A 24,445-nucleotide genomic window follows, 5' to 3' on the forward strand; every position below is an offset into this window, starting at 1 on the left:
CGATCTTGAAGGTTTCTCCTTACCGCTCTACGGCCACATGGTGAACACGTTTACCTGGGGAATAGATGTCCATAATATTCCAGTGGCCGGACGTCGGCGTCGGGACGTTGATCATTTCCACATCGATGACAAACGGTTTGTTCGCTTGGATGGCTCGCTCGAGCGCCGGTTTAAACTCTTCCGCCGAGCGGATTTTCACTCCTTCAACGCCGTATGCCCGGGCAATGGCTGCATAATCCGGCGAATACGGCTTACCGTCCTTTTGGAAAACCGTCCCGTGCGTCGTGCCAAAATGCGCCTTCTCGAGCCCGGCGATCGTGCCAAAGGCGTAGTTGTTCATAATGACCCAAACAACGGCGATATTTTCCTCGGCGGCTGTCGCCAACACCGCCGGGTTTTGGCCGAATCCGCCATCTCCAACGAGCGACACGACGACGCGGTCCGGGCAGGCGATTTTCGCCCCGAGCGCGGCCGGAGCGCCAAAGCCCATCGTCGCATAACCGCCTGGCGTCAAAATCGTTCCTGCACCATACGCTGGGAACTGTTGGCCGACCCCGTTTTTGTTCCAGCCGACATCGGTCGTGATGATCGCATCTTTCGGCAGCACTTCCCGCACCTCATGCAAAATGCGTTCCGGACGCATCGGATAGCTGTCGTCTTGAATGTGCGGCGCGTTTTGCCGCCGGAATTCCTCCTTATAGTTAGCGATGCGTTCTTTCAGCGCCTCGTCCGTCCGCCCTTGCGGCACGGTTTGTTTCGCCACGCGGTTCAACACGGTAAGCGCTTGCTTGACATCGGCGACGATGCCGAGTTCCGTTGGATAGTTGCGCCCGATTTCGTTCGGGTCGATGTCAATATGAATGAGCTTCGTTTCCGGAATGTTGAACGTGTACTCCGGCTCCCATGAACTGCAATCAGCTTCGGAAAATCTCGTTCCCAATGCCAAAATGACATCGGCGTTGCGGCACATGTCATTGACGAATTTCGTCCCCCAGAATCCGCTCATGCCCAGTGTCAGCGGATGGTCATCCGGCAGCGCCCCTTTGCCCATCAGCGTGTGCGCAACGGGGAGATCGAAATGTTCGACAAACGTTTTCAATTCTTCCGCCGCATCCGCCAGCATAATGCCGCCGCCGACGTACACAAGCGGGCGTTCCGCCTGCATCAGCTTCTCAATGATGTGTTTCGCGGTTTCATCGTCAATCGACGGCTTATGCAGCGTTTTCGTATGCCGCTTTTGCTTTTCAAACAGCGCCACATCCACTTCTTTGGAGAAAATGTCCATCGGCACGGAAACAAGCACCGGCCCTGGGCGGCCGCTCTCCGCCAGCTGGAACGCTTTTTCCAAAATTTCCGGGAACAAATCCGGCCGGTCGACCCGCCATGCCCGCTTCACAAACGGGCGGTAAATTTCATATTGCGACGCATCAGCGTGCAAGTTGATCTCCTGGTGCGGATGCTTTCCGTAATAATGACTCGGCACATCACCGGCGATGACGACCATCGGAATGGAGTCGAGCGCCGCATTGGCGACGCCTGTCGCCGCATTCGTCAGCCCCGGGCCAACGTGGCAGAGAACGACAGCCGTTTCCTTTTTCGCCCGCGCATAGCCGTCAGCCATATGCGCGGCGATTTGTTCGTGGCGGACGTTGACGAACTTGATTGAACTATGCTCCAAAGCCGCCAACACTGCGATGTTCGTATGGCCGCAAAGCCCAAAAATATGCGTAACGCCGCGGTCTTCCAAATACCGGACTAACTGTTCGGCTACTGGTTTTTTCATCGCTCTTCCTCCTCCTTGAAACGTAACACGACTTTGCCCGCATTGCCGGATGACGCCAGTTCATACGCCTGCTCATAGTCGCGGACCGGAAAAATGCGGGAAATGACCCGTTCGATCGGATGCGGCATCGTCCGCAAATAATGAATCGCTTGCAAATAGTCATCCGGGAAGCGGTAGATGATGGAACCATGCACGGTCACTTCGTTGCGGACAAGACGCACCACCGGAAACGTCGCTTCATTCGCCAGACCGATCAACACAAGATGCCCCCCTGGAGCGACAAGCTCCGCCGCCTGTTCGACCGCTTCGCGCGCACCGGCCGCCTCGATGACAACATCAAACGTTTCACCCGACAGCGCATCAGGCGCAAGCGTGCGGATGTCGGCCATCGCTTTCACCGTCTCAAGCTTCAACGGATTCACATCGACCGCCGTCACATCCGCTCCGAAATGGCGGGCGAGGACGGCCGCCATCATCCCTTCATTGCCACATCCGATCACCGCTACCCGCATGGCGGGCTCGATCCGCACTTTGCTCAAAGCATGCACGACGACAGCAAACGGTTCGACAAGCACCGCCTTTTCATCCGAGAGATCATCAGGAACAGGAAGCACATACTTGGACGAGATGATGAATTCATGCGAAAATCCGCCGTCCGTGTTGATGCCGAGTGATTGTTTATGTCGGCAGATGTTCGTCAACCCTTTTTGGCACAAATCGCACGCGCCGCAATACGTGTTCGGCAGCACAACGACTCGCGTTCCAATGTCATAGGCGGCTTGTTCGCCTTTTTCGACAATGACGCCGACTAATTCATGCCCGGCGCGAACGGGATAGTTCGCGTGCGGAAGTTTTCCTTTCAGCACCCCAAGATCCGATCCGCAAATCCCCCCGTAAATGAGCTTGATCTTCACCTCATCCCCTTGTGGGGAACGGACGGCCTTGAGGCGCCGCAGTTCTAATTCATTCGGCTTCGCCACATAAAGCGCTAACATGTTGCCACCACCCATCATCACTGTGGAAACTGCCATACAATCATCTTCATTTCCGTCATTTCTTCAATCGCATAACGCGGGCCTTCGCGGCCGATGCCGCTGTTTTTCACACCGCCGTACGGCCAATGATCCAACCGGAAATTCGAGGTGCCGTTCACAACGACCCCGCCGACATCAAGCGCCTCCGCCACTTGATGGACGATGTCCATCCGGTTCGTAAACAGCCCAGCTTGCAGGCCAAAGGCAGAATCGTTCGTCTCTGCAATCGCTTCGTCAATCGTCCGGTACGGGATGACGCTGACGACCGGGCCGAATACTTCTTCACAAACGACTTTGCTTCGCTTCGGCGGGTTGAAGAGCACCGTCGGCTCCACCGTCGCCCCACGCCGTTTTCCGCCGCACACCAGCGTCGCGCCGGAAGCGATGGCTTCATCAATCCAGTTCATCACCCGATCCGCCGCCCGCTCATCGACCATGCAGCCGACATCCGTATCGGGCAAGAGCGGGTCGCCGACTTTCAACGCCTCGACTTCCCGTTTGAGCAAGTCGGTGAACGGTTCAACGACCGACTCATGTACGTAAATGCGCTGGACGGAAATGCAGCTTTGCCCGGAATTGCTGTAGCCGGTTTTCGCGCAAAGCGCGGCCGCCCGTTTCAAATCGGCGTCTTCATGGACGATCGTCGCCGCATTGCCGCCGAGCTCCAGCAGCACTTTTTTCATGCCGGCCAACGCGCAAATGTTGCGGCTCGCCACCACGCCGCCGGTAAACGAAATGACGTTGACGCGATCGTCTTTCACGATTTGCTGCCCAACCTCGGCACCGCCAAGCACCATGTTGATGGCACGCGGTGGAAGCCCGGCCTCTAGCAGCAACTTCAACAGTTCTGTCGCAATCAGCGGCGTCTGCGGCGCCGGTTTTAACACAACGGTGTTGCCCGCCGCAAACGCGGGTCCGACTTTATGGCAAATCAAATTGAGCGGGGCGTTGAACGGCGTAATCGCCGCCACGACGCCGACCGGCACGCGAAACGTCACTGCCACCGCTTTCGTCCCGCGCGCCGAGGCGTCGCCCGGGATCGTTTCCCCAAACAGACGCTTCGCTTCTTCAGCTGACTGCTCAAGCGTTTCAATGGAGCGGGACACTTCATCCAACGTGTTTTTCAGCGGCTTTCCAAGCTCTTCCGAAATCCAGCGGGCAAACGTTTCTTTCCGCTCCTCCAGCAGCATCGACGCCCTTTTTAAGATGCGCGCTCGCTCATAGGACGGAATTCTCGCGATCTCTTTTTTTGCTTCAAACGCACAGGCGAGCGCCCTGTCCACATCTTCCGGCGTCGCCAGCTGCTGTTCGCCGATCACTTCCCCGGTATACGGGTTTTTCACCGGCTCCGCCGCACGCGGTTCTTCGATCCATGTCCCGTTAATATACAGCTGTGCTTTTCTCATCTTGATCACCTACTTTTCCAAATGACGTTTGGCTGGTCCGGTATAGCGGACTAAATCATCGCGGTTCGGGCACGGTCCTTTGATCAGCACGCCGTTTTGCCACTCTTCAAACGCATGGGCGACAATGCCCATCCCGCGCGACAGAGCGAACACACCTTTCGCCGCCGCCGCCGGCACGCCGAGCTCGCACTGGATCGCCGCCGCCACCCCGTCGATGTTCATCGTCATCCGCTTCCCTTTCGTCTTCTCCAAATGGGAACGATACGCTTCCGCGATCGCTAAATACCGTCCACTGATCTCCCCTTCTTCCACAAGCTCGCCCGCCAGCGCATACAGCCGTCTGACGCGCGGGTCGTCATCATGAAGCTGATGGCCAAATCCCGGCAGCTTCCGCCCTTCACGGCGAAACTGTTCAAACCGCTCGCCGATCACATCGGCCATCGCACCTTCCCCGCCGCGGATTTCGATTTGCTCATTTGTCTCGTAAAACAGCGCCATCGCCTTCTCCACCGCTCCCCCGTGCACATCACCAAGCACGTTGATGCCCGTCGCCACACACGAGTTGAACGAAATGCCGCATGTCGCCGCCATGCGGGCCGCCGCAATCGACGGGGCGCGCGGGCCGTGATCCGCCCCGGCGACAAGGACGCTTTCCCATAACTTCGCCTTTTTCTCGCTCAATATCTCCCCGCATAATAAGAGGTACAACATTTGCGTGTACGACACATTGCCGATTAATTCCTCAATCGGATATCCGCGAATGAGAATTTCATTTTTGCGGACGTCGCTGATCGACGTCTCCCACCACGCCCCTCCATCGGCGTACATATCGAGCGCACTTCGCTGCTTCATCCGAGTCGATCCCCCTTTGCCGCTCTTTGTAGATCGATCTAAAAGAATGGAATTTTAGTAGATCGATCTAAAACAAAAGAATGAAGATTAGATCGATCTAAAAACCTCCAGAACAAATCTTCTTTGTTTCCATTTTTAAGCAGACGATCCCGAGCGCACCAACTAGGCACGCCTATTTATTAGATCGATCTAAAAAAGAAATGACAAACAATTCAATCGATTCGATCTCATTATATCGTTCCGCCGAAAACGCTGTCAACCTAAAAATCTTCTTTCTTTGAAAAAAAAGAAGGAAACGACCCCACAACGCCATAGATATCAGCCGAAAAACAGCCGCTCCGCCAACAGCGCAATGCCGATTCCTACGGCCATATAACCGAGCGCAAACGGAACATTCCTCCTGCCGATCCGATACGGATTGTCCCCCAGCTCCTCCGCCAGCAAAGAAACAGAAATATTGTACGGGCTGTACATGACCGTCGCCAAACTGCAACAAATGAGCACAATCGACAACGGCACCGCCGGAACAAGCAGCCGCACCGGCTCAAGCAGCGGCATGAGCAGCGTCAAGCTCACCAGCGGGTGAAATCCGACAAGCGACGTCGTGAAAAAATAAGCGGCAATCATCGCATACAGCCAGACGGAATGTTCCGCCCCGACGCGAAACCAGCCTCCAAGCCCAGCGAGCAGCGGAGACCGGGCCAGCATCTCGACAAACAACCCGGCTCCTAAAAACATGAAAAAGTAGTTTCCCAATCCCTCTGTCCGCTCTTTCCAATGGCAGAGCGCCATCACCGCATACCGCTTCACCCGGCGCACAAGCAGCGCCCATCCGAAACAAAACGGGACAAGCAATAAGACGATCGAAAACAAAAATCCTTTGCCAAGCCAACGCTGAACGAGCGACACGAGCACCGTAAACACGACGAGCACCACTAGCAGCTGGGCGGCCTTTTTCCCGATCGAAACCGCTGATTCCCGCCCCGCTTCCTCGCCGTTGTCCAATGGGATGGATCGGTACGAAACAGCGGCCGTTCCCCAGTCGATCATCGCCATCGTAAAAGCCAGAAGCAGCAAAAACAGCGCCACTTCATAATAGTGCACACCGGTGAAATCAATCGTCGTGCTGATCATCACTTCCATCGGGCTCCACGTCAAACAAAGCGCATACGCCCGCAGCAAATTCCGAACATAAAACGACTCGGCCTTCCGTCCTCCTACATTTCGCAGCGCGGTGCGCAACGATTTGACAAGAAGCGGAATTGTGGCAATGTTCAAAAACAACCCAAGCAAATGACAAACGCTGAAACTGCGGCGGTACAGCGACGAAACGCCCCCGACGTTCCGCTTCAGCCATTCGCTCAAACTCTGATCATACCGCCCGACGCGAATAAGCGTATTCATGAACGGAAGCACAAAAAACAGCGCCAACAGCCCCAACACCCGTTCAAAATGCAGGACAAACGTCGGCCATGCATCGCCATAGAACAAAAACAATCCAACACCAAATGCAAAAAACAGAGCTCCCGACACCTGGTACACCCCGCGGGCGAAAAACGCGGACACAATAAACGCTGACAGCGCTGCAGCTCCCATAGCATAGTGAACGGGGGCCGTCTCGACAAACTGGGCCACCATATACAGCGCCACCGCCGCTGTATACACCGGCACCCGCCACATTCCAATCCAGTCTTGAATGCGATCGTGCGTCATTGTTCTCCCCTTTCGTTGCCATACGTTGAGATGATGATGCGACTGTTGTCCATAAGCGGCGAAAACGATTCCCCTCTCCGACAGCACACATTCACGTTTCAGCAGACGGGGCAAGCACCGGAAACCTGAGCCTCTCTACATCCAAAGCGATGTGGTGAACGTCCAATCGAAAAAAACGGGTGCCGCTACACCCGTTTCGCAAGCAGCCGCTCAAGCCCCGCCGCCACCCCATCTTCTTCGTGGGAGGACGTCACCATGTCGCAGATGGCTTTCAGCTCCGGTTCGGCATTGTCCATCGCCACGCGATAGCCTGCGACCTTAAACATCGACAAATCGTTATGGCTGTCGCCAAAGGCGACCGTGTCGCGCACATCGATGCCGTAATGGGCGGCGAGCTGTTTGAGCGCCTCGCCTTTTGTCGCCCGTTCGTTGTTCATCTCAATATTGTGCGGGTGCGACGAGGTGACCGTGACACCACGGAGCGCGGCGAATCGCGACGCTGCATCACGCAGCCGCTCGCGGTCGAGGGCGAAAATCAGCAGCTTATACATCACCGTCTGCGAGTCGTCCCACACCGTGCGGATGTCATCAACATACATCACCCGCGCCTGCTGGAACTGCTTGTTCACGAGCCACTTCACCTCTGGCGCCGCATCGGCCATCCCGGAAGCGAGCGCCTCCCATTGGGCGCGGTTGTGCAGGCCGACATAGACCGCATCGCCCGTGTACGTCTCGCAATACAAATCGGACTGTTCGCGCACCCACTCAAGCGTCGGACGGACGATTGTCCGCTCGAGCGGCGCCTCGCTGATGACCGTGCCGTCTTCGAGCGAAACGACCGCGCCGTTTAAGCTGGCGATCGGGCAGATAATGCCCGCCTCGCGAAGCGGGGCGAGCGCGTCTTTGCGCGCCCTCCCTGTCACGACGGCGACGATGTGGCCCTGCGCCTGCGCTGCAGTGATGGCCGCCCGGTTTCGTTCACTGATTTTTCCTTCCCCGTTTAATAGCGTTCCGTCCATATCGAGTGCAATCAACATCTCTGATCCCTCTTTCTTTCGTCATGCCAAAAGCGGCTGGAAAAACGGTGTTCCGACAGAAGCAGGGGCTAGTGGAAAGTTGGAAATGTCCGCCCTCTTCTCTCCGCACGTCAGCGCCTGCCCCCATCATCTCCTGTTCGGCATCACGATCGGCTTCTTCTTAGAATTCCGGTGAAAAACAGTTGCCACGCGCAAATCAGCGGCATTTCACCAAAAAAGAAGACTGATTTCGCAAGGTTTTCTAATTAAGAAACAACCGGAACTAACAGTGTTTTCTACTAAATCACTAGACCTTTAGATCGCAAACTGTTCAAACAATTCCCTCACTTCATCGGAACGAGGGGTTGGGCCTGTGCTCATATTCACACCCAACTCGCGCAAAAGCGGGGCCAGCAGCGGACCGTGTTCCTTCGTGACGCGCACATGGCTCGGTACACGCCCGAGCGCGCGAGCAAATTCAAGAAAACTTTGTTGCAGCGTCTTCGCCTCCAGCTGGCCGCGAAACACTTGGTGATGCAAAATGACTCCGCTCGCTGCATCGGCAGCCAGCGCCAGCAGCGGAAAATACGGGCGCTCCCAGCGTCGCTCCTGAATCGGCTTGTTCACATAAGCGATCGAAAACTCCGCAAACAGCGGGGCGCGATCGAGCGCCTTGACCTTTTCCAACTCGTCCGTTCCGATTTCAAGCACCGGTGTTTCCTTTTTCTTCGCCTTCGGGCGCGACACCCAGCCGTCGCGCCAATGAAGCCCGTCTTCTCTCCGTTCGGCAATCCGGGCAAACAATCGGTTGCCGCGAGCGGACAAAGCTAGGGACAGCTCGCCATCGCGCAGCCGCTCGGCGACAACGACCGCTTGTTCCAATGCCATAGCCGCCCATGCCGCTTCCTGTTCCGAAAGAAACCATGGATAATATCCAGGGGCAAAACTGCGGAACATCGGCAACAGCTGTTTTCCACTCACAGGAATGTGATACTTCCGCAACATCGCTTTATCGTCTCTTTCCAAGTCGTTTCGGGGCGCGAACGACACGAGCAATGCGCGCTCTTTAAACACAGCGTCTTTTGGATGCAACGTTCCAGATAAAATATCTTGCAAGCATGCATACCCTTCCTCACCGATGTAAATGACAAGGCCGTACTCCTGGCCAAGCGCCCCGATCACCGTACAATACAACGATTCCCCATCAGGAGTCACCACGGCAAAAATTTGATCATCGTCCATCCATGTCCACGGGGCCAAGTCCCTGTAGGCGAGCGCTTGATCGAACAGCGTTTTCCATACATCCTGTTCCACTTCTTCGACTCTGCCTTTGCTTGCGGCTCGTTTCGTTTTTTTCGCCTCACCTTCTTCCTTCACCACTTTTCGTTGAAACGGGGCGAGCGCCACATTCACGTTCGCCGTCAGCTCCGCTGTGCTCATCTCTTCCTCTATGGCTTGCACTTCTCCCCAGCTGTCCTCTTTCAAACCCACTCGCACGGCCTTGATACAGCACGGATACAACGCGTCGGGAACTGGATCGACGATCTTTTCCAAAACGATGTCATGCTCCCACATATCTCCAAAATCATACACGTATTGGGCGCGGTCGCCTTCTTCGACAAACCATTGCCCAATCCTTTCCTCCCGCTCATCGTAATCGGCGCCGTCCCATCCAGCCGCTTCGTTGCCGATTTCAATGCCCAGCCGCGCCGTTCCGCCGACCTTTGTCATGTAAAACGTATGCAAATGTTGGTCCATCCAGCCGAATGCGGCTTGCAACACGCGATGCAGCTCGGCGAACGTCATCTCCCCCGGCACAAGCAACCGACGCCAAATGGGAGGGCGCGTATGCTTCAATTGCACTTTGAGTTGATAAATCATTCTCTTCTTCCTTTCTCATTGGCTTGTCTTGTCCTCTATTATAACAGATCAACGGAAACATGATGAAATCTTCCCTCTTTTCGTAGTATAATAGATGAAAAAATTCTCAATGAAAGCGAAGGGGTGTGCATGTGGATCGTGTATGCTTTGCTGGCGGCGGTGTTTGCGGCGCTGACATCGGTGCTGGCGAAAATCGGCATTGAAAACGTCAATTCCCATCTCGCGACCGCTATTCGCACCGTTGTCGTGCTCGTGCTCGCATGGCTGATCGTCTGGATGACAGGCGCCCATCAAGGCGTCAAAGTGATCTCAACGAAAAGCTGGGTGTTTCTCTGCCTCTCAGGAGCAGCAACCGGATTGTCGTGGCTTTGCTTTTACCGGGCGATCCAGCTCGGCGATGTCTCGCGCGTATCAGCCATTGACAAATCAAGCTTGGTGCTGACGATTTTGTTTGCGGCGATGTTTCTCGGCGAACCGCTGTCCGCGAAAGTGGTGATCGGGGTGCTGCTCATTACCATCGGGACATTGATCATGATGTTTTAGCCAGCCGCCTGCTCAAGCGTCTAGCCTGTTCTTCTGGAAGCATTGCCATCATGCCCAAATTTGGTATTTTTCCATCAAGCCTATAGACAGGACGATCCAAAAGATGTTACAATAATTCTTATAGTGACCAAGAGCTTTTCTCGCCCCTCCACATCATTTCGGCATAGAGGACAGCTTTTGGGATCACTTTATGAAATAAGGTCTTCGTTGCGACCAAGAGTGTGTGAATGGCTTCGCCGCTGCTTGTCAAACGGAGAGTAGTTTGAAAGGAGATCACTGAATGAATGATTTTCACCCGTTCGGCTGGTACGCGGCGAAAATAGCCCCGCATTTGCCGAAAAAAGCGTTTCAACCTGTGAAGTCCCGCTTGTTTGGAGGTCTGGCTTATGTAGGGCTCGTCATCGCCGGCATCCTCGCTGTGTCCCTTTTCCACCTCCATCCTGTATGGAACCTCCTCATCTCGGTTGTGCTTGGTTTCAGTTTTGCCGCGTTAGGATTTTTAGGACATGAAATTTTGCACGGCACCGTCGTCCGTACACCTTGGCTGCGCGATCTTCTCGGAGCGATCGCCTTTTGGCCGCTTTGCACCGGCCCGAAGTTGTGGAGAAAATGGCATAACGCCAGCCACCATGTGCATACCCAGCATGAAGAAAAAGACCCGGACGCGTGGCCAAGCATGGAGAAATTAGCGAAAAGCCGCCTGCTCTCTTGGGTATACCGCATCCCGTTTCCGATTCGCGCTTTTTTCGCCTTTAGCTCGTTGTCCGTGATGTTTACCCTTCACTCGATCCGGATGCTGTTTTACTTTTTCAAAGACTTTCGCCGGAAGAACCGCGCGGTTGTCCTGTTTCAATTTTTCTTGCCTTGGACGACATGGCTCGGGCTGTTATGGCTTGTCGGCTGGGAAAAATGGCTGTTCGCCTTTTTGCTTCCGCTGCTTGTCGCCAACACGATCGTCATGAGCTATATCTCAACCAACCACCGTCTCAATCCGTTAGTGCCGGTCAACGATCCGTTGGCGAACAGTTTGTCGGTCACCGTGCCAAAGTGGGTGGATATCCTCCACTTCCACTTTTCGCACCATACTGAACATCATCTCTTTCCTGCGATGAGCTCGAAGTACTACCCGCTCGTGAAAAAACACATCAAACAAATGTGGCCCGACCGCTACCACGAAATGCCGATGGGAAAAGCGTTGGCCGCCCTTTGGAAAACGCCGCGCGTCTACTACGAGCACAACGAGCTCATCGAGCCGAAGCAAGGCCATGTGTACGGCACGCTCGGCAATGGGCTCAACCCCGACCGGATTGTGCATCGCGAGCTGGAAACGGAAAAACAGCCGCGCGCAGCCAAAAAACGGGCAAAAACAAAAAAAGCGGCGGGGCAAGGGAATTTGTAGAAAGGATTGGCTTTGCAACAATCAGCCCCCTATGTGATTCTCCTTTTGGATCATCGATCAAGAAGCGGCGGAGAAGGGAAAAGAGCGCTTTTCTTTCGGCAAACCTGCGTTTCCGTTTATATGTGCACAACCAAAAGGTGCCCCGTCTGTGGGACACCTTTTTCCTTTTCACTGACGGCATTGGTCAATGCAAGCGACCAACCTTTTCTCAATATCTTCCGCGATTTCCTTCAACGCCGGCTCGTTCACCATGCCAACAAGCATTGTCGGCTTCGGCATGCCGATTTTCGTTGTGCCGTTCTCTTGATAGACGACGAGTTTGCACGGCAAAAAGTAACCAACCAACAAGTTTTCATTTAACACTCGCGCCGCTTCTTGCGGGTTGCACACTTCGAAAATGACCATCGGCGTGGAAAAATCAAGCCCCTTTTCTTGCAGCTTCTCGGTCACGCTGAACCGCCAGAGCACGCCAAACCCTTCTTGTTTCAAGTTCTCTTCCAAACGCTCGATCGTTTCGTTCATGCCCGTTGACACGTCAACCGTGTAATGGAACATCGCTCCTTCTTCCCTTCGTTATGTTTTCCCGTTGTTTAGCATGCCCAAATCGATCGCTCACCATCACGCAGAAAACGGACGGCGACACATGATCAGTTCCAGCGTTCACATGTCTTTTCCCGTGACCTGTCGCCTTTCAAGCGCTTCGATCATAAAATATCCACCCAAATTTTCACCGCCGTCGCCAAAATCAACACGGCAAGGATGACTTGCAGCACTTTCGTGTTTAGTTTTTGCCCCGCTTTCGCTCCTAGCGGAGAGGCAAGCAAGCTCGCGACGACCATGATGAGCGCCGGGATGTAATCGACTTGGCCGGTGGCGATTTTCCCGAACGTAGAGCCAATGGAGGAAATGAACGTAATGGCCAAAGACGTGGCGATCGTCATTCGCGTCGGGATTTTCAGGACCACGAGCATGACTGGCACAAGCAAAAACGCCCCCGCCGCCCCGACGATGCCGGACCCGACGCCGATCAGAAACGCCAAGGCGGCCGCCACCCCTTTGTTGAACGTCACTTGGTCAAGCGGAATGTCATCGATCCCTTTTTTCGGCACAAACATCATGATGGCCGCCAATGCCGCCAAGATGCCGTAAACGACGTTAATCGTTCCCTCGCTCATCAGCTTCGAGCCATAGCCGCCGACAAAACTGCCGACAAGAATGCTTACCCCCATATACAAAATGAGCGATTTGTTCAAATAGCCGCTTTTTCGATACGCCCACACGCCGCCGATCGTGGCGAAAAACACTTGCACCGCGCTGATTCCCGACACTTCATGAGCGCTGAACGCCGCCAGCCCAAACAACGGCGGAAGATACAGAAGCATCGGATATTTAATAATCGACCCGCCGATCCCCACCATCCCAGAAATAAATGAACCGACAAAGCCGATTAAAAAGATGACAATGAGAAACGCGAGCGAAACATCCATCGACCATCCCTCCCTTTTGTTTTCAAAAGGGACGAGGCACGCCCCCGTCCCCTGCCAATCTGTGCCGCTTCTTTAGGCATGGGTATGATGCAGCGCGCAGCGGTTCGGGCCGATCTCAAGCTCCCGCTCTGTTTCGATATCCACGGTTTTGAGCCCGCGGTTGATGGCGACAATGTCTTCAAAGTTCGGCGGGGTTTCGGTATTGGCGCTTTGGATGACAAGATCGATAAATTCGTCTTTTGGTTTGTTTTGCATCATCTCATTGCGGGCGCGGATGCGGCCTAACGTATCGCCGACATACCCCTCCGCGTTGATTTCTTCATCCAAGTTCGCGTAGTGAGCCGGCAAGACGATCACATCATCCGCCATGGCCGCGACTTTTTCGTACACGGTGTCATACAAATCCGCCGCCCATTCCGCCACTTTGCCGCCGAGGTCCGGCCGCCCGAGACCGCCGACGAAGATCGTGTCACCCGAGAACAGCCATTTGCCGTTGACAAAGAACGAGACGCTGCCTGGCGTATGCCCCGGTGTTTTCACGGCCAACACTTCCAAATGAACGTTGGCAAAGTCGATCGTGTCATGCTGCTCGAGCGGCTCGAAATCAAACACCGCTCCCTCGCTTTTCATCAAGTAGTACGTTGCCCCCGTTCGTTCGGCCAGCGCCTTGCCTCCGGAAAGATGGTCGGCATGCAAGTGCGAGTCCACGATATGCGTGATCTTCACCCCTTCTTGTTTGGCCACTTGTTCATACACATCGACAAACCGCAACGGATCGACGACAAGCGCTTCGCTTCCGGAGATGACCATATACGACAGGCATCCTTTGCCGACGCGGATGAATTGGTAAATTTTCAACTGATCATCTTCGTATACTTTCGCTTGATGGAGATGCTCACTCCACGCTTGCATTCCGCCTGCGAGCGTGTAGACATTGTGAAATCCGGCTTCTTCTAGCTGTTCAGCGACAAACGCCGCCGATCCGCCCTTCGCGCACACGACGACGATGTCTTTGTCTTTCGGAAGACGGTCGACAATCGAGTCAACCCCATCAATCAATTCAAAATACGGCACGTTCAAATAGTCAAAGTTTTCCCCTTCGATTTTCCAATCGCGAAAATCGCTTTCGTTGCGGACGTCCAAGATGAACAGCGATTCTTTGTTGAACACCTTTTCCGTCATTTGTTGCACGGTCATTTCTTTCACCATATTAATATACCCCCTAATGTATATTTGATTGTTAAAAAAGGCCGCTCATTACGATTGAGCGGAATCAAGCGGCCCGTTCCATTGCGACATGCCGGGAACGACGTTGCGCACACGGTCAAATCCTTTTTCGGCCAGCTTTTGCGCAGCCAAATCGCTCCGTGTCCCTGTGCGGCACACGACATAAATCGTTTTGTCTTTCGGAAGTTCGGCCATCCGATTCTCGAGCTCCCCAAGCGGAATTGAAACGGCGCCCGGAATATGGCCAAACGCATACTCCGCCGGTTCGCGGACATCCAAGACAAACGAATCAGGATCGTGAAGTTTTTCTTGCAATTGTTCATTCGATACGACATGAGGGAATGTCGTTTCGTTGCGTGTTTCACTTTCTGCTGCCTTGCGGATATAATGTTTCAAAACCCCATTTTCTTCAATTGTTCCTACATATTGATGCCCTGTGCTTTCCGCCCATGCTTTGATATCGGCTTTGGATCCCTTATCCGTCGCCTGCACTTCCAGCACTTGACCCGGTTGCAATTCATTGATCGCCTTTTTCGTTCGAACGATCGGCATCGGGCAGGACAGTCCTTTCGCATCAACGGTCATATCAACTTTAATCATGAACGAATCCCTCCTTACGGCTTATTCGACAGGCCCTTCCCAGGCGAGCATGCCGCCTGTCATGTTGATGACGCGGTAACCGCGGCTGTCAAGAAACTCCGCGGCACGGCCGCTGCGGCCGCCGGAACGGCAGACGAGAATGTATTCCTCATTTTTGTCCAATTCATGCATGCGAAACTCGATCAAACCGAGCGGAATATTGACCGCTCCTGGAATTTTGCCCGCAGCGACTTCCTCCGGCTCGCGCACATCGATGATATGAAGCGATTCTCCCGCGCGAAGCCGCTCTTCTACCTCTTTTGGCGTGATCGTTTTCATCATCATCCTCCTCTACTGCCAGGCGTTTAGGCCGCCTTTGACGTTCGTCACGTGCTGAAATCCCATTTTCTTTAACAGTCGGCTTGCTTTTTGGCTTCGCATCCCGCTTTGGCAAATGACAATCACTTCTTTTTCTTTGGATAGTTCGTGAACGCGTGCTGTCAATTCGTGCAGCGGGATGTTCCGAAACCCTGGCAGATGGTAAGACTGAAACTCCATCGGGGTGCGCACATCAATATATTGCACCCCAGGTTCTTTCAACCGGCGTTTCAATTCCGCTGTTGTGATCATCCGCACCCCTTTCGGCGGGATGAAGCGGCTGGCAAAAAACCAAACAAGCAAAACAAACAGGATGATGTTGATGATGGTTTGCGACATAGGATTCCCTCATTTGATTAAATGAATAAGTTCACATTTCCTTCCGACGCATCAGCCAAATACGCGGCGACGCCAGCAAACTCAACGCCGTCGATCAATTCCTCCGGCTTCAGCCCAAGCAAATCGACTGTCATTTGGCAAGCGACGAGTTTCACGCCTTGCTCTTTCGCCATCTCGATCAACTGCGGAAGCGGCATGGCGTTATGTTTTTTGATGACCTTTTTGATCAACTTCGGGCCGATGCCGGCAAAATTCATGCGCGACAGCCCCATGCGGTCCGCGCCGCGCGGCATCATCTTCGCGAACATCTTTTCAAGAAACCCTTTTTGCACTGGAACCGGCGCCTCTTTCCGCAAGGCGTTGAGCCCCCAGAACGTATGAAAGATCGTCACGTCATGGTCGTAGGCAGCGGCGCCGTTGGCGATGATGTAAGCCGCCATCGCCTTGTCATAGTCGCCGCTGAACAAAATGATCGTCGTCTTTTTCTTCGGCTGTGTCATCTGGCTGCCTCCTCTCTAAATATACATATATGGGTATATTAAAACCTAAAAAATTATCCTTTTTGAATCCAGAACGTCAACACACCGTTTTCCTCTTTCATCTCAATGACCGTATGGCCGCTCGCTTTCGCCCATGCCGGCAAATCGTTTTTCGCCCCTTTATCGGTCGTGTGCACCTCGAGCACTTGACCTGATTGCAATTCGTCCATCGCTTTTTTCGCTCTCACCACCGGCATCGGGCAGGCCAATCCTTTTGCATCCAATACTTTCGTTGCGTTCATTTTGATAACCTCCTTGATATCATACGTTTTATTACCATTACCCCTATGGGTATATTACTACAAGAAAAAGAACGTTGTCAACATCTTTTTGTTGAGCAACGCATTAACGGCTTTTCACAAGCAGTTCCACTGCTTCTTTGACAAGACTGTCTGTGCTTTCTCCTTTTTCCATGCTTTCACGCAGGCAATGTTCCAAATTGGTGCTGACGATGACGGCAATGGCGCGGTCAATGGCATTGCGCGCCGCTGAAAGTTGGGAAACGACGCTCTTGCAGTCTTTCCCTTGTTCCATCATGCCAAGGACGCCTTTAATTTGTCCTTCAATCCGTTTTAAGCGGTTTTTGATCTCTTTGTTATATTCCATCGGCTCGTTCGCCCCCTTTCTTGACAATCACAAGCCGTGATCGAATAGCTTTTCACCTCATAGCCATAGCGGCGCAACAGTCGGATGCCGACGTTTTTTTCGATGGCATCCTGGGCAATGATATGAAGCGGCTTTCGCGGGATATGCCGAACATGCCGTTTCAAATACGCCACCGGAATATGCAACGCTTGGCCAAATATGGAGCCGTTGCTTTCATTATAATCGCGCAAGTCAAGAAGAAGCAAGCCGTCCGGCACCTCTTCTACCGGAAGGCATGGGATATGTTTGACAGGATAGTAGCGTCGATACAACGCTGCTCCCAAAAGAATGAGAAAGAATAACAAACTGCTAACGATCAACGGTTCACCCCCTCTATTCACCCTATGCATGATCATTATATACCCTATATGGTATAATGACAATAAGAAATATTTTCCTCAACAATTGGTTATTCCCAGCGAATCAACAGACCATAGACAGCCGGGTGAAAACGGACAAGTTCCACGTTGCCCGCCTTTTGCTTCACATAGGAAAACAGTTCCTCCGACGGAATCCGCTCATGGAGCGGCGGCCCCATTTCGCTTTCCATCGTCTCCCATTCGATCAACAGAAACTGCCCGTTTGGCTTCATCACGCGGCGAATTTCGTCAAGGGCGGCTTCTTTTTGTTCCACTTCATGAAAGACGAATGCCATGATCCCTTTGTCCACCGAATGAGAGGGCAAGGCGATCGAAGCGACATCCGCCACCTGATATTCAATGTTGGTGATCGCAAACTGTTGCGCCCGTTTTTTTAATAACTGGATCATCTCCGGCTGCACATCGACCGCGTACACTTTTCCGTTTGTCGCCTGCGCGAGAGGAATCGTGAAATAACCATTCCCGGCGCCAAGATCGACGACCGTGTCATCCGGTTTCACAGACAACATCGAAATCGCCTGTTGCGGGGCGATCCATTCCTTGCGCTTCGGATCCAATAATCGTTCAGCATGTTCGTAATGAAAACGATGCCCTGTCATCCTTTTCCCTCCTATTCCTCACTTCCATTTCATTATACTCGCAAAGAGAGGAAAAAAGCCGGCATTGGAAAACGCCGGCTTTCTCTCTTTACCGAACGGCGCACCGGTTTGGACCGATTTCCATCTCCCGTTGTTCCTCTTCCGTCGGATGCAATTTCCCCATGTTGGTCTGCCGAATTTCCTTGTAAGCCGGATCGAGCTCGACATTCACTTCCTTAAACGGAATCCCTTGGGCGCGCAAAAAGTTTTTCGCCATGACACAATACGGGCATGTCGTTGTGGTATAGACAGTGACTTGTGCCATATTCTCCTTCCTCCTCTCCCTTATTAGAAGGCCAATGTAATATCGGCGTCTTTCGCAAACTGCAGGAACGTCGCCGCCCCCGCTACTTCAATGCCATCGACGAATTGGTCTTTGTCAAGCCCCATGACATCCATCGTCATTTGGCAAGCGATCAGCTTTACCCCCATCTCTTGCGCCATTTGAAGCAATTCGGCAATCGATGGAACGTTCGCTTTTTGGAACCCTTGTTGAAAATGTTCCTTCCCTTCCGGAATCGGCAATTGTTTGTGCGCTTCTTTATGGATGAGATTCAACCCCTCAAACGTAAAGAACACCCCGACCTCCGCGTCTGCCGCCGCAGCGGCCGTCGCAATGTTGAACACCTTGTACGCATCAAACAACCCGCCGTTTGCTGCAATAATCGCCACTTTCATGACAACAACCTCCTTCACGTATGTCGCTATTCTATTTCGATACCCTCATAATATTTTATACACATATACACGCTGTATTATACATATACGTGTATATGTATTGCAATAATCATACTATCGCATCATTGTTTTCTTGTCAACAAAAAAACGCAAAATCCAATGCAACGACTTTTCAGCCAGCTTCCAAAAAACGCTTCCCACTTCAAACGAAGCGGGAAGCATCCATTTTCCCGATTTCCCCGCTGACTAGACAACCAACGGAAATGGGTGTTTCTTATACTTTCCGAACAGTAAAAAACTTTCGCACCAACCATGGGCCTGGCGCAAATCGCAGCCCCAACTCCCATGCACCGATGCCCGCAATCTGAAATTGGCGGGCCAATTTCATTTTCTGTCCTATGCTTCTGACATCTTCAAACCATACCTCATGAATGTTTCCAAGTTCATCCGTATATCGAAAAAAGGGGGATTCATATTGAAACGAATATTGAATCGGCACTTGGTAACGCATAGCGGTTAAAACCGCCTCTTGGCTGGAGAGGGCCTCCGCCAATGTCCCAGGCTGGTACGGAATGATCCAATCGTATCCATATAAAGGGAGTCCGAGCAAGATTTTTTTTCGAGGGACGCGCTCGACGGCAAACTGAAGCGTCGATCTCACCTCACTAATAGGAGCGACTGGACCAGGTTCACTTGTTAAATGGTGCCAATCGTACGCCATAATAAACATATAGTCGACGACAGCACCAATGCCGCCGTAATCGTAGCCCCTGAGCCAAGGGATCTCCTCGCTCGTTTTCGCTGGAACGGCGATCGTCAAAACATACCCAGCCGGTTTTAACCGATCACGCAACTGGCGCAAAAAACCCGTAAACAAATCACGATCCTCTCCGCGAACCTGCTCGAAGTCAATATTGACGCCGCCATAGCCTTTCCGGGATACTAAATAAAAAATGTTTTCAACCAAGTTCGCCCTTGCTTCCGGATTGTTCAGCACTTGGCTTGCCAGTCTCGCACTAAATCCTTCTGATGTTAGGTTCGTCACTACCGCAATGGGTGTGACGCGGTTTTGCCATGCTGTTTCAATCGCTGCGGCGTCATCCCGCGTAGTGACAATGTCGCCATTAGGGGCAAAGTGATATTCGAACAGGGCAATGTACGATGAATACGGGGCAAAATCTCGCACGAACGCCCGATCTAAGTTCGGTTCGCGGAGAATGTAATAGGCTAACGTTATAGCTTGATACCAGGAAATATCAGGAATATAAATTTTCATTCCCGGATACATCCTGTACGGATCCACCGCCGGATTGGCTGCCCGCAACTGTTCGACCGTCACAAATGCTTTCTGTGCAATGGCGCTTAGCGTGTCTCCTGGCTGCACTGTATACGTATAGCTAGGAACAAGCAAAGCTTGACCAGGAACAATATTCGTTTCAACTAAGCCATTGACAAGGCGCAGACTTTCCAGCGGATAATCGTATCGCCTGCTGATTGAAAAAAGCGTATCTCCAGGTTGAACAATGTGGATAAACATGACCATCCCCCCGTTGAATCAACAAAGCTTCGGCGCTGGCATCATGATAAATATATATATGCTTATCGACCGCAACCGCACCTTGTCTTGACATGGCTAGTTTGCAATTCTTTTGCATGTTCCTAACGCGCAAGTCCTCCACGCACACCAATGCTCACACGCGGAAGCGGGTGTCTTCTCGGTTTAGGATAATAAAAAGCGGCCAAAAAGCCGCTATTAAAGCAAGGTAAAAAAATAATATCCAAACAATCCGGTGATCAGCAGCAACAGAGAAGCCAAAAACCAAATAAGCGGGCGCGACGGCCGGAACGTTTGTTCAATGAACCTCTCCCACTTACAGAAGTGGGAGTTTCCTGTTTCCCCTTCGGGGTGGATGCGTGATAGGTTGGTCGGCAGCCTATCTGCAGGCAACGCCTGGCATCCGTCCCGTTGGGAGCGACAGGCAACATGAGTATCATCGATACTCAAGGGCGGGAACTCGCCATCTACGACTTCTTGCTTATGCAATCCGTCGATACGTAAACGGTTTGACCGTAAATTCCAACGGGCGAATTTCGCCATAATATACTTTGGCAAATAAATTCATCGCTCCGTGGATGTCACGGTGTTGTTTGTATCCGCATTGACATGTATAATTTCTAGAAGAAGATTTATTCTTCTTCCCGCAAACAGGGCATGTTTGCGATGTGTAGCTCTCGTCCTTTTTCTCCATTTCAATGCCTTCGGCATTCAATTTGTATTTGAGATAATCAAATAGTTTTCCAAACGACCAATTGGATAATTTCTGATTGGTCTTTTTGTTTCGTTTCTTTTTCGTGTTCCGTTGTACCCCCTCGACATCCCCAATGACGACTTCTTTCACTTGGTTTTCCAAACACCAACGAACAAATTGTCTCGTGGTTTTGTGCAACGCATCCTTTAGTTGTGCCTCTGATTTCGAAAGTACATATTGTTTTGCCCGATTGTACTTTTTCCATTGTTTGGAGCCTTTTTTGCATCTGCTCATGAGTTTTTGCAGTTCTTTTAATTTTTTGTTTCTCAACCGATGGATGCTTCTTATTTTTCTTCCCGTGATGATGAGGTTTTCCCCATTTTCACAAACGGCTGCGATGGTGTGAATTTCCCCTGGGTCAATAGCGACACGGTTTTGATTTTTATTCTCTTTTGGTTCTTTTCCATCTTCATACAACAAACAAAGCCACAAACCACGGTCATAAACGAGTTCGATTTCTTTCACTTGACCCTTTGGAATTTGTTCTTTATCCATTTTCACCACCAAAGGAGATTGTCTTTTCCGTTTCCAAATTCCTAGCGACAGTTCCAACGTCCCGTCTTCATGCAAAACAAACCCATCTTTTGCCCATTTTGTATTGAAGTGTTTTTTCTTTTTGTACGGAAATTTGGTTTTCTCCCCTTTTTTCCGTGCTTCTCTTGCTCCGTCACGGGCAAATATATACTTATGCACAACGGCTTGGATGCTTTGGCTGTGGATAGGAAAACGACCTTTTGTTGCTTTTTGCAGTTCCGTTTTGGTTATCCATTTTCCTGTTTTCAAATGATGTTCTTTCGCCAAACGAAGACACTCATTCCAAACTTCTGCGGAGATGCGATTGCATTCAAAAAGTTTATCAATCACTTCTTTTTTTGCTCGAAAACGGGTTTTCAGCGTTCGATACATGGTTTCACCTCCTATGTTTATTGTATTCTATCGAAAATCAAAAGAGAAGGGAGAAACAAAAAACATCCATGAGCAAGCCTTGCTCCCCACCCTGGCATGAAAATGACTTATCAAGGCGGCGCATTTTCACAGAAAACATCCATGAGTAAGCTTTTACTCGCCACCCAAGCATGAAAATAACCGCTCATGGATTCATTATTTTCACAGAAAACATCCATGAGTAAATTTTACTCCCCACCCAGGCATGAAAATCCATCTCTCCTTCCATAATGGAGGATCATCAAGTTTCAGGAAAAAAGGAAACTGCCTGTCTCCTGCAGAGTTCAGGAAAACAGGCAGTTTACATGTAGAGCGTTATTTCAAACAGCTGTAAGGAAAACGCTATTTCGATAGCCGTTTCATGAGAGCCGCTTTTTCCGCTTCAAACCCCGGTTTGCCAAGTAAGGCAAACATATTGTTTTTGTATGCTTCCACTCCCGGTTGGTCAAATGGATTTACACCGAGCAAATGGCCGCTGATGCCGCAAGCTTTTTCGAAGAAGTATACCATTTCCCCAAAGGTGTATTCATTCATTTCATCCAGTTCAACAATTAAGTTAGGCACTCCGCCGTCTACGTGTGCGAATAGCGTGCCTTGGAAAGCTTTTTTGTTTACTTCATCCAGTGTCTTGCCGGCCAAGAAATTCAATCCATCGATATTTTCTGGGTCTTCTTGAATCGTCAGTTCGATTCGCGGTTTTTTCACTTGCAGCACTGTTTCGATCAGAATGCGGCGGCCTTCCTGAACGTATTGCCCCATGGAATGTAAATCTGTTGTAAAGTCAACGGATGCAGGAAAGAGTCCTTTTTGATCTTTCCCTTCGCTTTCGCCAAACAGCTGTTTCCACCACTCAGATACATAATGAAGGGATGGCTCATAGTTCACCAATAATTCGATCGCTTTGCCTTTGCGATAGAGAATATTTCGCACGGCAGCGTACTGATAACTTTCATTGGTTGAAAGATCAGGATGGTTATATTTATAATATGCCGATGCTGCGCCTTCCATCATTCGATCAATATTCAATCCAGCGACGGCGATTGGCAACAGGCCAACTGCTGTCAGCACAGAATATCTTCCGCCTATGTCATCCGGAATAACGAAAGTTTCATAGCCTTCTTGATCAGCGAGCTTTTTTAATGCTCCTTTTGCGCGATCGGTAGTAACGTAAATCCGTTTTCTTGCTTCCTCTTTTCCATATTTTTTCTCCATGTAGTCGCGGAAAATCCGAAAAGCAATGGCTGGCTCTGTCGTTGTTCCCGATTTAGAAATGACGTTGATCGACAGATCCTTGCCTTCTAATACATCTAATAAATGAGAGAGATAAGTGGAACTGATATTTTGGCCAGCGAAATAAATTTGCGTCATATCGTTCATTTGGTTATGAAAGGCATGGGATAATGCTTCAACAGCGGCCCTTGCCCCTAAATAAGATCCGCCAATGCCGATGACGACAAGAGCATCTGAATGATTGCGGATTTTTTCGGCTGCTTGCTTGATTCGCGCAAATTCGTCCTTATCATAACGAATCGGCCAATCCACCCAACCAAGAAAATCGGATCCTGGGCCTTTCTTTTCATGAAGCATATGATGAGCCGCTTTTACAAATTCGCTTAAATAATGTAGTTCACTCTCTTTCATAAATGGCAAGGCATTGGAGTAATCAAAAGAGATAGCCATATACACTTCTCCTTTCTCATTCTATTTTGCAGCGCATGTCCATTGTATGCCTTCCTGCAAGGGGATTTTATGTTATTTCTTCTCATTTTTTTCTACAGCATGTCCGCCAAATTCATTGCGTAGAGCGGCTACCACTTTTCCTGTAAATGTATCGCTTTCTAATGAACGATACCGCATCAATAAGGCCATGGCGATGACAGGAGTGGCCGTTTGCAGATCTAATGCTGTCTCGACCGTCCATTTTCCTTCGCCGGAAGAATGCATAATTCCTTTGATTTCCTCTAATTTTGCATCTTTTGAAAACGCGCGTTCTGTTAATTCCATGAGCCATGAACGAATAACCGAACCATTGTTCCACACTCTCGCCACTTTTTCATAGTCGTAATCGAATTCGCTTTTTTCTAATATTTCGAATCCTTCGCCAATGGCAGCCATCATTCCGTATTCAATCCCATTGTGGACCATTTTTAAGAAGTGGCCGCTGCCTGTTTTTCCTGTATATAAATACCCATTTTTGACAGCGGTATCTCGGAAAAGAGGCTCGACAATGTTCCAAGCTTCAGAATCCCCTCCAACCATGTAACACGCTCCGTTACGAGCACCTTCCACTCCACCAGAGGTTCCAGCATCCATAAAGTGAATTCCAATCTCCTTTAGCTCGTTATAACGACGAATCGATTCCTTATAGTGAGAATTGCCACCATCGATCACAATGTCTCCTTTGCTTAAAAATGGCGCAATTTCACTAATCACCGAATCAACAACGGTGTGGGGAACCATTATCCAGACAATTCTCGTTTTTTCTAATGATAGGGCGAGTTCCTTTAAAGTGGATGCGCCTTTAGCACCGTATTTTTTTATTTCTTCCACCGCATTTGTATTTATATCGAACGCCACTACTTCGTGCTTATGGTCCATAAGATTTTTGCCTAAGTTTAATCCCATTTTTCCTAAACCGACTAGCCCGACTCTCATGCTGACTACCTCCTAAAAA

General features: G+C 51.1%; 25 protein-coding genes and 1 pseudogene. 2 read left to right on the forward strand and 24 right to left on the reverse strand.

What is annotated here, in order from left to right:
* Positions 1–19: 19 nt before the first annotated feature.
* The 7 genes from QWV57_RS10495 to QWV57_RS10525 form a co-directional block, all read right to left on the reverse strand.
* Positions 20–1,783 carry a thiamine pyrophosphate-binding protein gene (locus QWV57_RS10495; protein WP_013145031.1) on the reverse strand — a complete coding sequence of 588 codons (1,764 nt, stop codon included), beginning with the start codon at positions 1,781–1,783 and terminating at the stop codon, positions 20–22.
* Positions 1,780–2,778, reverse strand: coding sequence for a zinc-dependent alcohol dehydrogenase (locus tag QWV57_RS10500; RefSeq protein WP_129447016.1), 999 nt, complete (start codon positions 2,776–2,778; stop codon positions 1,780–1,782). Before QWV57_RS10500 ends, QWV57_RS10495 begins: the two co-directional genes overlap by 4 nt.
* A gap of 17 nt (positions 2,779–2,795) precedes the next feature.
* Positions 2,796–4,223: an aldehyde dehydrogenase family protein gene (locus tag QWV57_RS10505; RefSeq protein WP_033006417.1), complete on the reverse strand. Its 1,428-nt coding sequence runs from the start codon at positions 4,221–4,223 to the stop codon at positions 2,796–2,798.
* Positions 4,224–4,232: 9 nt separating this feature from the next.
* Positions 4,233–5,075 (reverse strand): citryl-CoA lyase, encoded by an 843-nt coding sequence (locus tag QWV57_RS10510; protein WP_014196107.1) that lies wholly within the window; start codon positions 5,073–5,075, stop codon positions 4,233–4,235.
* A 318-nt stretch (positions 5,076–5,393) separates the two neighbouring features.
* Positions 5,394–6,788 (reverse strand): hypothetical protein, encoded by a 1,395-nt coding sequence (locus QWV57_RS10515; RefSeq protein WP_050572318.1) that lies wholly within the window; start codon positions 6,786–6,788, stop codon positions 5,394–5,396.
* A 185-nt stretch (positions 6,789–6,973) separates the two neighbouring features.
* Positions 6,974–7,825, reverse strand: a complete 852-nt coding sequence (locus QWV57_RS10520; protein WP_129447015.1) for an HAD family hydrolase — start codon at positions 7,823–7,825, stop codon at positions 6,974–6,976.
* A 294-nt stretch (positions 7,826–8,119) separates the two neighbouring features.
* On the reverse strand, positions 8,120–9,685 hold the full coding sequence (locus QWV57_RS10525) for a plasmid pRiA4b ORF-3 family protein (protein ID WP_014196111.1): 1,566 nt from the start codon (positions 9,683–9,685) through the stop codon (positions 8,120–8,122).
* A 129-nt stretch (positions 9,686–9,814) separates the two neighbouring features.
* Between QWV57_RS10525 and QWV57_RS10530 the strand changes: the two genes are divergently transcribed.
* Both QWV57_RS10530 and desB read left to right on the forward strand, forming a co-directional pair.
* Entirely contained in the window at positions 9,815–10,228 is a 414-nt protein-coding gene (locus QWV57_RS10530; RefSeq protein WP_301099872.1) for an EamA family transporter, read from the forward strand.
* A 280-nt stretch (positions 10,229–10,508) separates the two neighbouring features.
* Positions 10,509–11,627, forward strand: a complete 1,119-nt coding sequence (desB, locus tag QWV57_RS10535) for a Delta(10) desaturase DesB (protein ID WP_301099874.1) — start codon at positions 10,509–10,511, stop codon at positions 11,625–11,627.
* A gap of 168 nt (positions 11,628–11,795) precedes the next feature.
* On the opposite strand, the gene QWV57_RS10540 is transcribed toward desB, so the two are convergent.
* The 17 genes and pseudogenes from QWV57_RS10540 to gnd form a co-directional block, all read right to left on the reverse strand.
* On the reverse strand, positions 11,796–12,182 hold the full coding sequence (locus QWV57_RS10540; protein WP_301099875.1) for a DUF302 domain-containing protein: 387 nt from the start codon (positions 12,180–12,182) through the stop codon (positions 11,796–11,798).
* 149 nt (positions 12,183–12,331) lie between these two features.
* Positions 12,332–13,114 (reverse strand): sulfite exporter TauE/SafE family protein, encoded by a 783-nt coding sequence (locus QWV57_RS10545; protein WP_301099876.1) that lies wholly within the window; start codon positions 13,112–13,114, stop codon positions 12,332–12,334.
* Between the two features lie 72 nt (positions 13,115–13,186).
* The gene (locus QWV57_RS10550) at positions 13,187–14,323 is read right to left on the reverse strand and encodes an MBL fold metallo-hydrolase (protein ID WP_301099877.1); all 1,137 of its coding nucleotides are present in this window, start codon (positions 14,321–14,323) and stop codon (positions 13,187–13,189) included.
* 48 nt (positions 14,324–14,371) lie between these two features.
* Positions 14,372–14,941, reverse strand: coding sequence for a sulfurtransferase TusA family protein (locus QWV57_RS10555; RefSeq protein WP_050367405.1), 570 nt, complete (start codon positions 14,939–14,941; stop codon positions 14,372–14,374).
* A 21-nt stretch (positions 14,942–14,962) separates the two neighbouring features.
* Positions 14,963–15,259, reverse strand: a complete 297-nt coding sequence (locus QWV57_RS10560; RefSeq protein ID WP_033015463.1) for a rhodanese-like domain-containing protein — start codon at positions 15,257–15,259, stop codon at positions 14,963–14,965.
* 12 nt (positions 15,260–15,271) lie between these two features.
* Complete coding sequence (locus tag QWV57_RS10565; RefSeq protein ID WP_301099878.1) at positions 15,272–15,637, reverse strand: rhodanese-like domain-containing protein; 366 nt, start codon at positions 15,635–15,637, stop codon at positions 15,272–15,274.
* A 17-nt stretch (positions 15,638–15,654) separates the two neighbouring features.
* Positions 15,655–16,137, reverse strand: a complete 483-nt coding sequence (locus QWV57_RS10570; RefSeq protein ID WP_020278578.1) for a DsrE/DsrF/DrsH-like family protein — start codon at positions 16,135–16,137, stop codon at positions 15,655–15,657.
* Between the two features lie 53 nt (positions 16,138–16,190).
* Positions 16,191–16,418, reverse strand: coding sequence for a sulfurtransferase TusA family protein (locus tag QWV57_RS10575; RefSeq protein WP_061580947.1), 228 nt, complete (start codon positions 16,416–16,418; stop codon positions 16,191–16,193).
* A 103-nt stretch (positions 16,419–16,521) separates the two neighbouring features.
* Positions 16,522–16,782: a metal-sensitive transcriptional regulator gene (locus QWV57_RS10580; protein ID WP_013145015.1), complete on the reverse strand. Its 261-nt coding sequence runs from the start codon at positions 16,780–16,782 to the stop codon at positions 16,522–16,524.
* Positions 16,749–17,141, reverse strand: a complete 393-nt coding sequence (locus tag QWV57_RS10585) for a hypothetical protein (protein ID WP_060788959.1) — start codon at positions 17,139–17,141, stop codon at positions 16,749–16,751. Before QWV57_RS10585 ends, QWV57_RS10580 begins: the two co-directional genes overlap by 34 nt.
* A gap of 89 nt (positions 17,142–17,230) precedes the next feature.
* On the reverse strand, positions 17,231–17,800 hold the full coding sequence (locus QWV57_RS10590) for a class I SAM-dependent methyltransferase (RefSeq protein WP_301099879.1): 570 nt from the start codon (positions 17,798–17,800) through the stop codon (positions 17,231–17,233).
* A 190-nt stretch (positions 17,801–17,990) separates the two neighbouring features.
* Positions 17,991–18,104, reverse strand: a pseudogene (locus QWV57_RS18015) (glutaredoxin family protein); the annotation flags it as partial.
* 23 nt (positions 18,105–18,127) lie between these two features.
* Complete coding sequence (locus QWV57_RS10600; RefSeq protein ID WP_011231562.1) at positions 18,128–18,517, reverse strand: DsrE/DsrF/DrsH-like family protein; 390 nt, start codon at positions 18,515–18,517, stop codon at positions 18,128–18,130.
* 274 nt (positions 18,518–18,791) lie between these two features.
* Complete coding sequence (locus tag QWV57_RS10605) at positions 18,792–20,054, reverse strand: glycoside hydrolase family 18 protein (RefSeq protein WP_015375143.1); 1,263 nt, start codon at positions 20,052–20,054, stop codon at positions 18,792–18,794.
* A gap of 499 nt (positions 20,055–20,553) precedes the next feature.
* A complete protein-coding gene (locus tag QWV57_RS10610) occupies positions 20,554–21,732 on the reverse strand; it encodes an RNA-guided endonuclease InsQ/TnpB family protein (protein WP_050367409.1) in 1,179 nt (392 codons plus the stop codon).
* Positions 21,733–22,113: 381 nt separating this feature from the next.
* On the reverse strand, positions 22,114–23,451 hold the full coding sequence (locus QWV57_RS10615) for a glucose-6-phosphate isomerase (RefSeq protein WP_033006072.1): 1,338 nt from the start codon (positions 23,449–23,451) through the stop codon (positions 22,114–22,116).
* 72 nt (positions 23,452–23,523) lie between these two features.
* Positions 23,524–24,426: a phosphogluconate dehydrogenase (NAD(+)-dependent, decarboxylating) gene (gene gnd / locus QWV57_RS10620; protein ID WP_129447526.1), complete on the reverse strand. Its 903-nt coding sequence runs from the start codon at positions 24,424–24,426 to the stop codon at positions 23,524–23,526.
* Between the last annotated feature and the right edge of the window lie 19 nt (positions 24,427–24,445).

Origin of the sequence: Geobacillus zalihae (genome assembly GCF_030414215.1) — a bacterium.
GTDB classification, from domain to species: Bacteria; Bacillota; Bacilli; order Bacillales; family Anoxybacillaceae; genus Geobacillus; species Geobacillus zalihae.

Coding starts and splice junctions, on each gene's coding strand:
- desB (WP_301099874.1), top strand. CDS start 10,509: ATGAATGATTTTCACCCGTTCGGCTGGTACGCGGCGAAAATAGCCCCG.
- QWV57_RS10545 (WP_301099876.1), bottom strand. CDS start 13,114: ATGGATGTTTCGCTCGCGTTTCTCATTGTCATCTTTTTAATCGGCTTT.
- QWV57_RS10580 (WP_013145015.1), bottom strand. CDS start 16,782: ATGGAATATAACAAAGAGATCAAAAACCGCTTAAAACGGATTGAAGGA.
- QWV57_RS10555 (WP_050367405.1), bottom strand. CDS start 14,941: ATGATTAAAGTTGATATGACCGTTGATGCGAAAGGACTGTCCTGCCCG.
- QWV57_RS10610 (WP_050367409.1), bottom strand. CDS start 21,732: ATGTATCGAACGCTGAAAACCCGTTTTCGAGCAAAAAAAGAAGTGATT.
- QWV57_RS10565 (WP_301099878.1), bottom strand. CDS start 15,637: ATGTCGCAAACCATCATCAACATCATCCTGTTTGTTTTGCTTGTTTGG.
- QWV57_RS10570 (WP_020278578.1), bottom strand. CDS start 16,137: ATGACACAGCCGAAGAAAAAGACGACGATCATTTTGTTCAGCGGCGAC.
- gnd (WP_129447526.1), bottom strand. CDS start 24,426: ATGAGAGTCGGGCTAGTCGGTTTAGGAAAAATGGGATTAAACTTAGGC.
- QWV57_RS10520 (WP_129447015.1), bottom strand. CDS start 7,825: ATGTTGATTGCACTCGATATGGACGGAACGCTATTAAACGGGGAAGGA.
- QWV57_RS10525 (WP_014196111.1), bottom strand. CDS start 9,685: ATGATTTATCAACTCAAAGTGCAATTGAAGCATACGCGCCCTCCCATT.
- QWV57_RS10605 (WP_015375143.1), bottom strand. CDS start 20,054: ATGTTTATCCACATTGTTCAACCTGGAGATACGCTTTTTTCAATCAGC.
- QWV57_RS10500 (WP_129447016.1), bottom strand. CDS start 2,778: ATGTTAGCGCTTTATGTGGCGAAGCCGAATGAATTAGAACTGCGGCGC.
- QWV57_RS10505 (WP_033006417.1), bottom strand. CDS start 4,223: ATGAGAAAAGCACAGCTGTATATTAACGGGACATGGATCGAAGAACCG.
- QWV57_RS10615 (WP_033006072.1), bottom strand. CDS start 23,451: ATGGCTATCTCTTTTGATTACTCCAATGCCTTGCCATTTATGAAAGAG.
- QWV57_RS10530 (WP_301099872.1), top strand. CDS start 9,815: ATGTGGATCGTGTATGCTTTGCTGGCGGCGGTGTTTGCGGCGCTGACA.
- QWV57_RS10550 (WP_301099877.1), bottom strand. CDS start 14,323: ATGGTGAAAGAAATGACCGTGCAACAAATGACGGAAAAGGTGTTCAAC.
- QWV57_RS10510 (WP_014196107.1), bottom strand. CDS start 5,075: ATGAAGCAGCGAAGTGCGCTCGATATGTACGCCGATGGAGGGGCGTGG.
- QWV57_RS10560 (WP_033015463.1), bottom strand. CDS start 15,259: ATGAAAACGATCACGCCAAAAGAGGTAGAAGAGCGGCTTCGCGCGGGA.
- QWV57_RS10600 (WP_011231562.1), bottom strand. CDS start 18,517: ATGAAAGTGGCGATTATTGCAGCAAACGGCGGGTTGTTTGATGCGTAC.
- QWV57_RS10575 (WP_061580947.1), bottom strand. CDS start 16,418: ATGAACGCAACGAAAGTATTGGATGCAAAAGGATTGGCCTGCCCGATG.
- QWV57_RS10515 (WP_050572318.1), bottom strand. CDS start 6,788: ATGACGCACGATCGCATTCAAGACTGGATTGGAATGTGGCGGGTGCCG.
- QWV57_RS10540 (WP_301099875.1), bottom strand. CDS start 12,182: ATGTTCCATTACACGGTTGACGTGTCAACGGGCATGAACGAAACGATC.
- QWV57_RS10590 (WP_301099879.1), bottom strand. CDS start 17,800: ATGACAGGGCATCGTTTTCATTACGAACATGCTGAACGATTATTGGAT.
- QWV57_RS10495 (WP_013145031.1), bottom strand. CDS start 1,783: ATGAAAAAACCAGTAGCCGAACAGTTAGTCCGGTATTTGGAAGACCGC.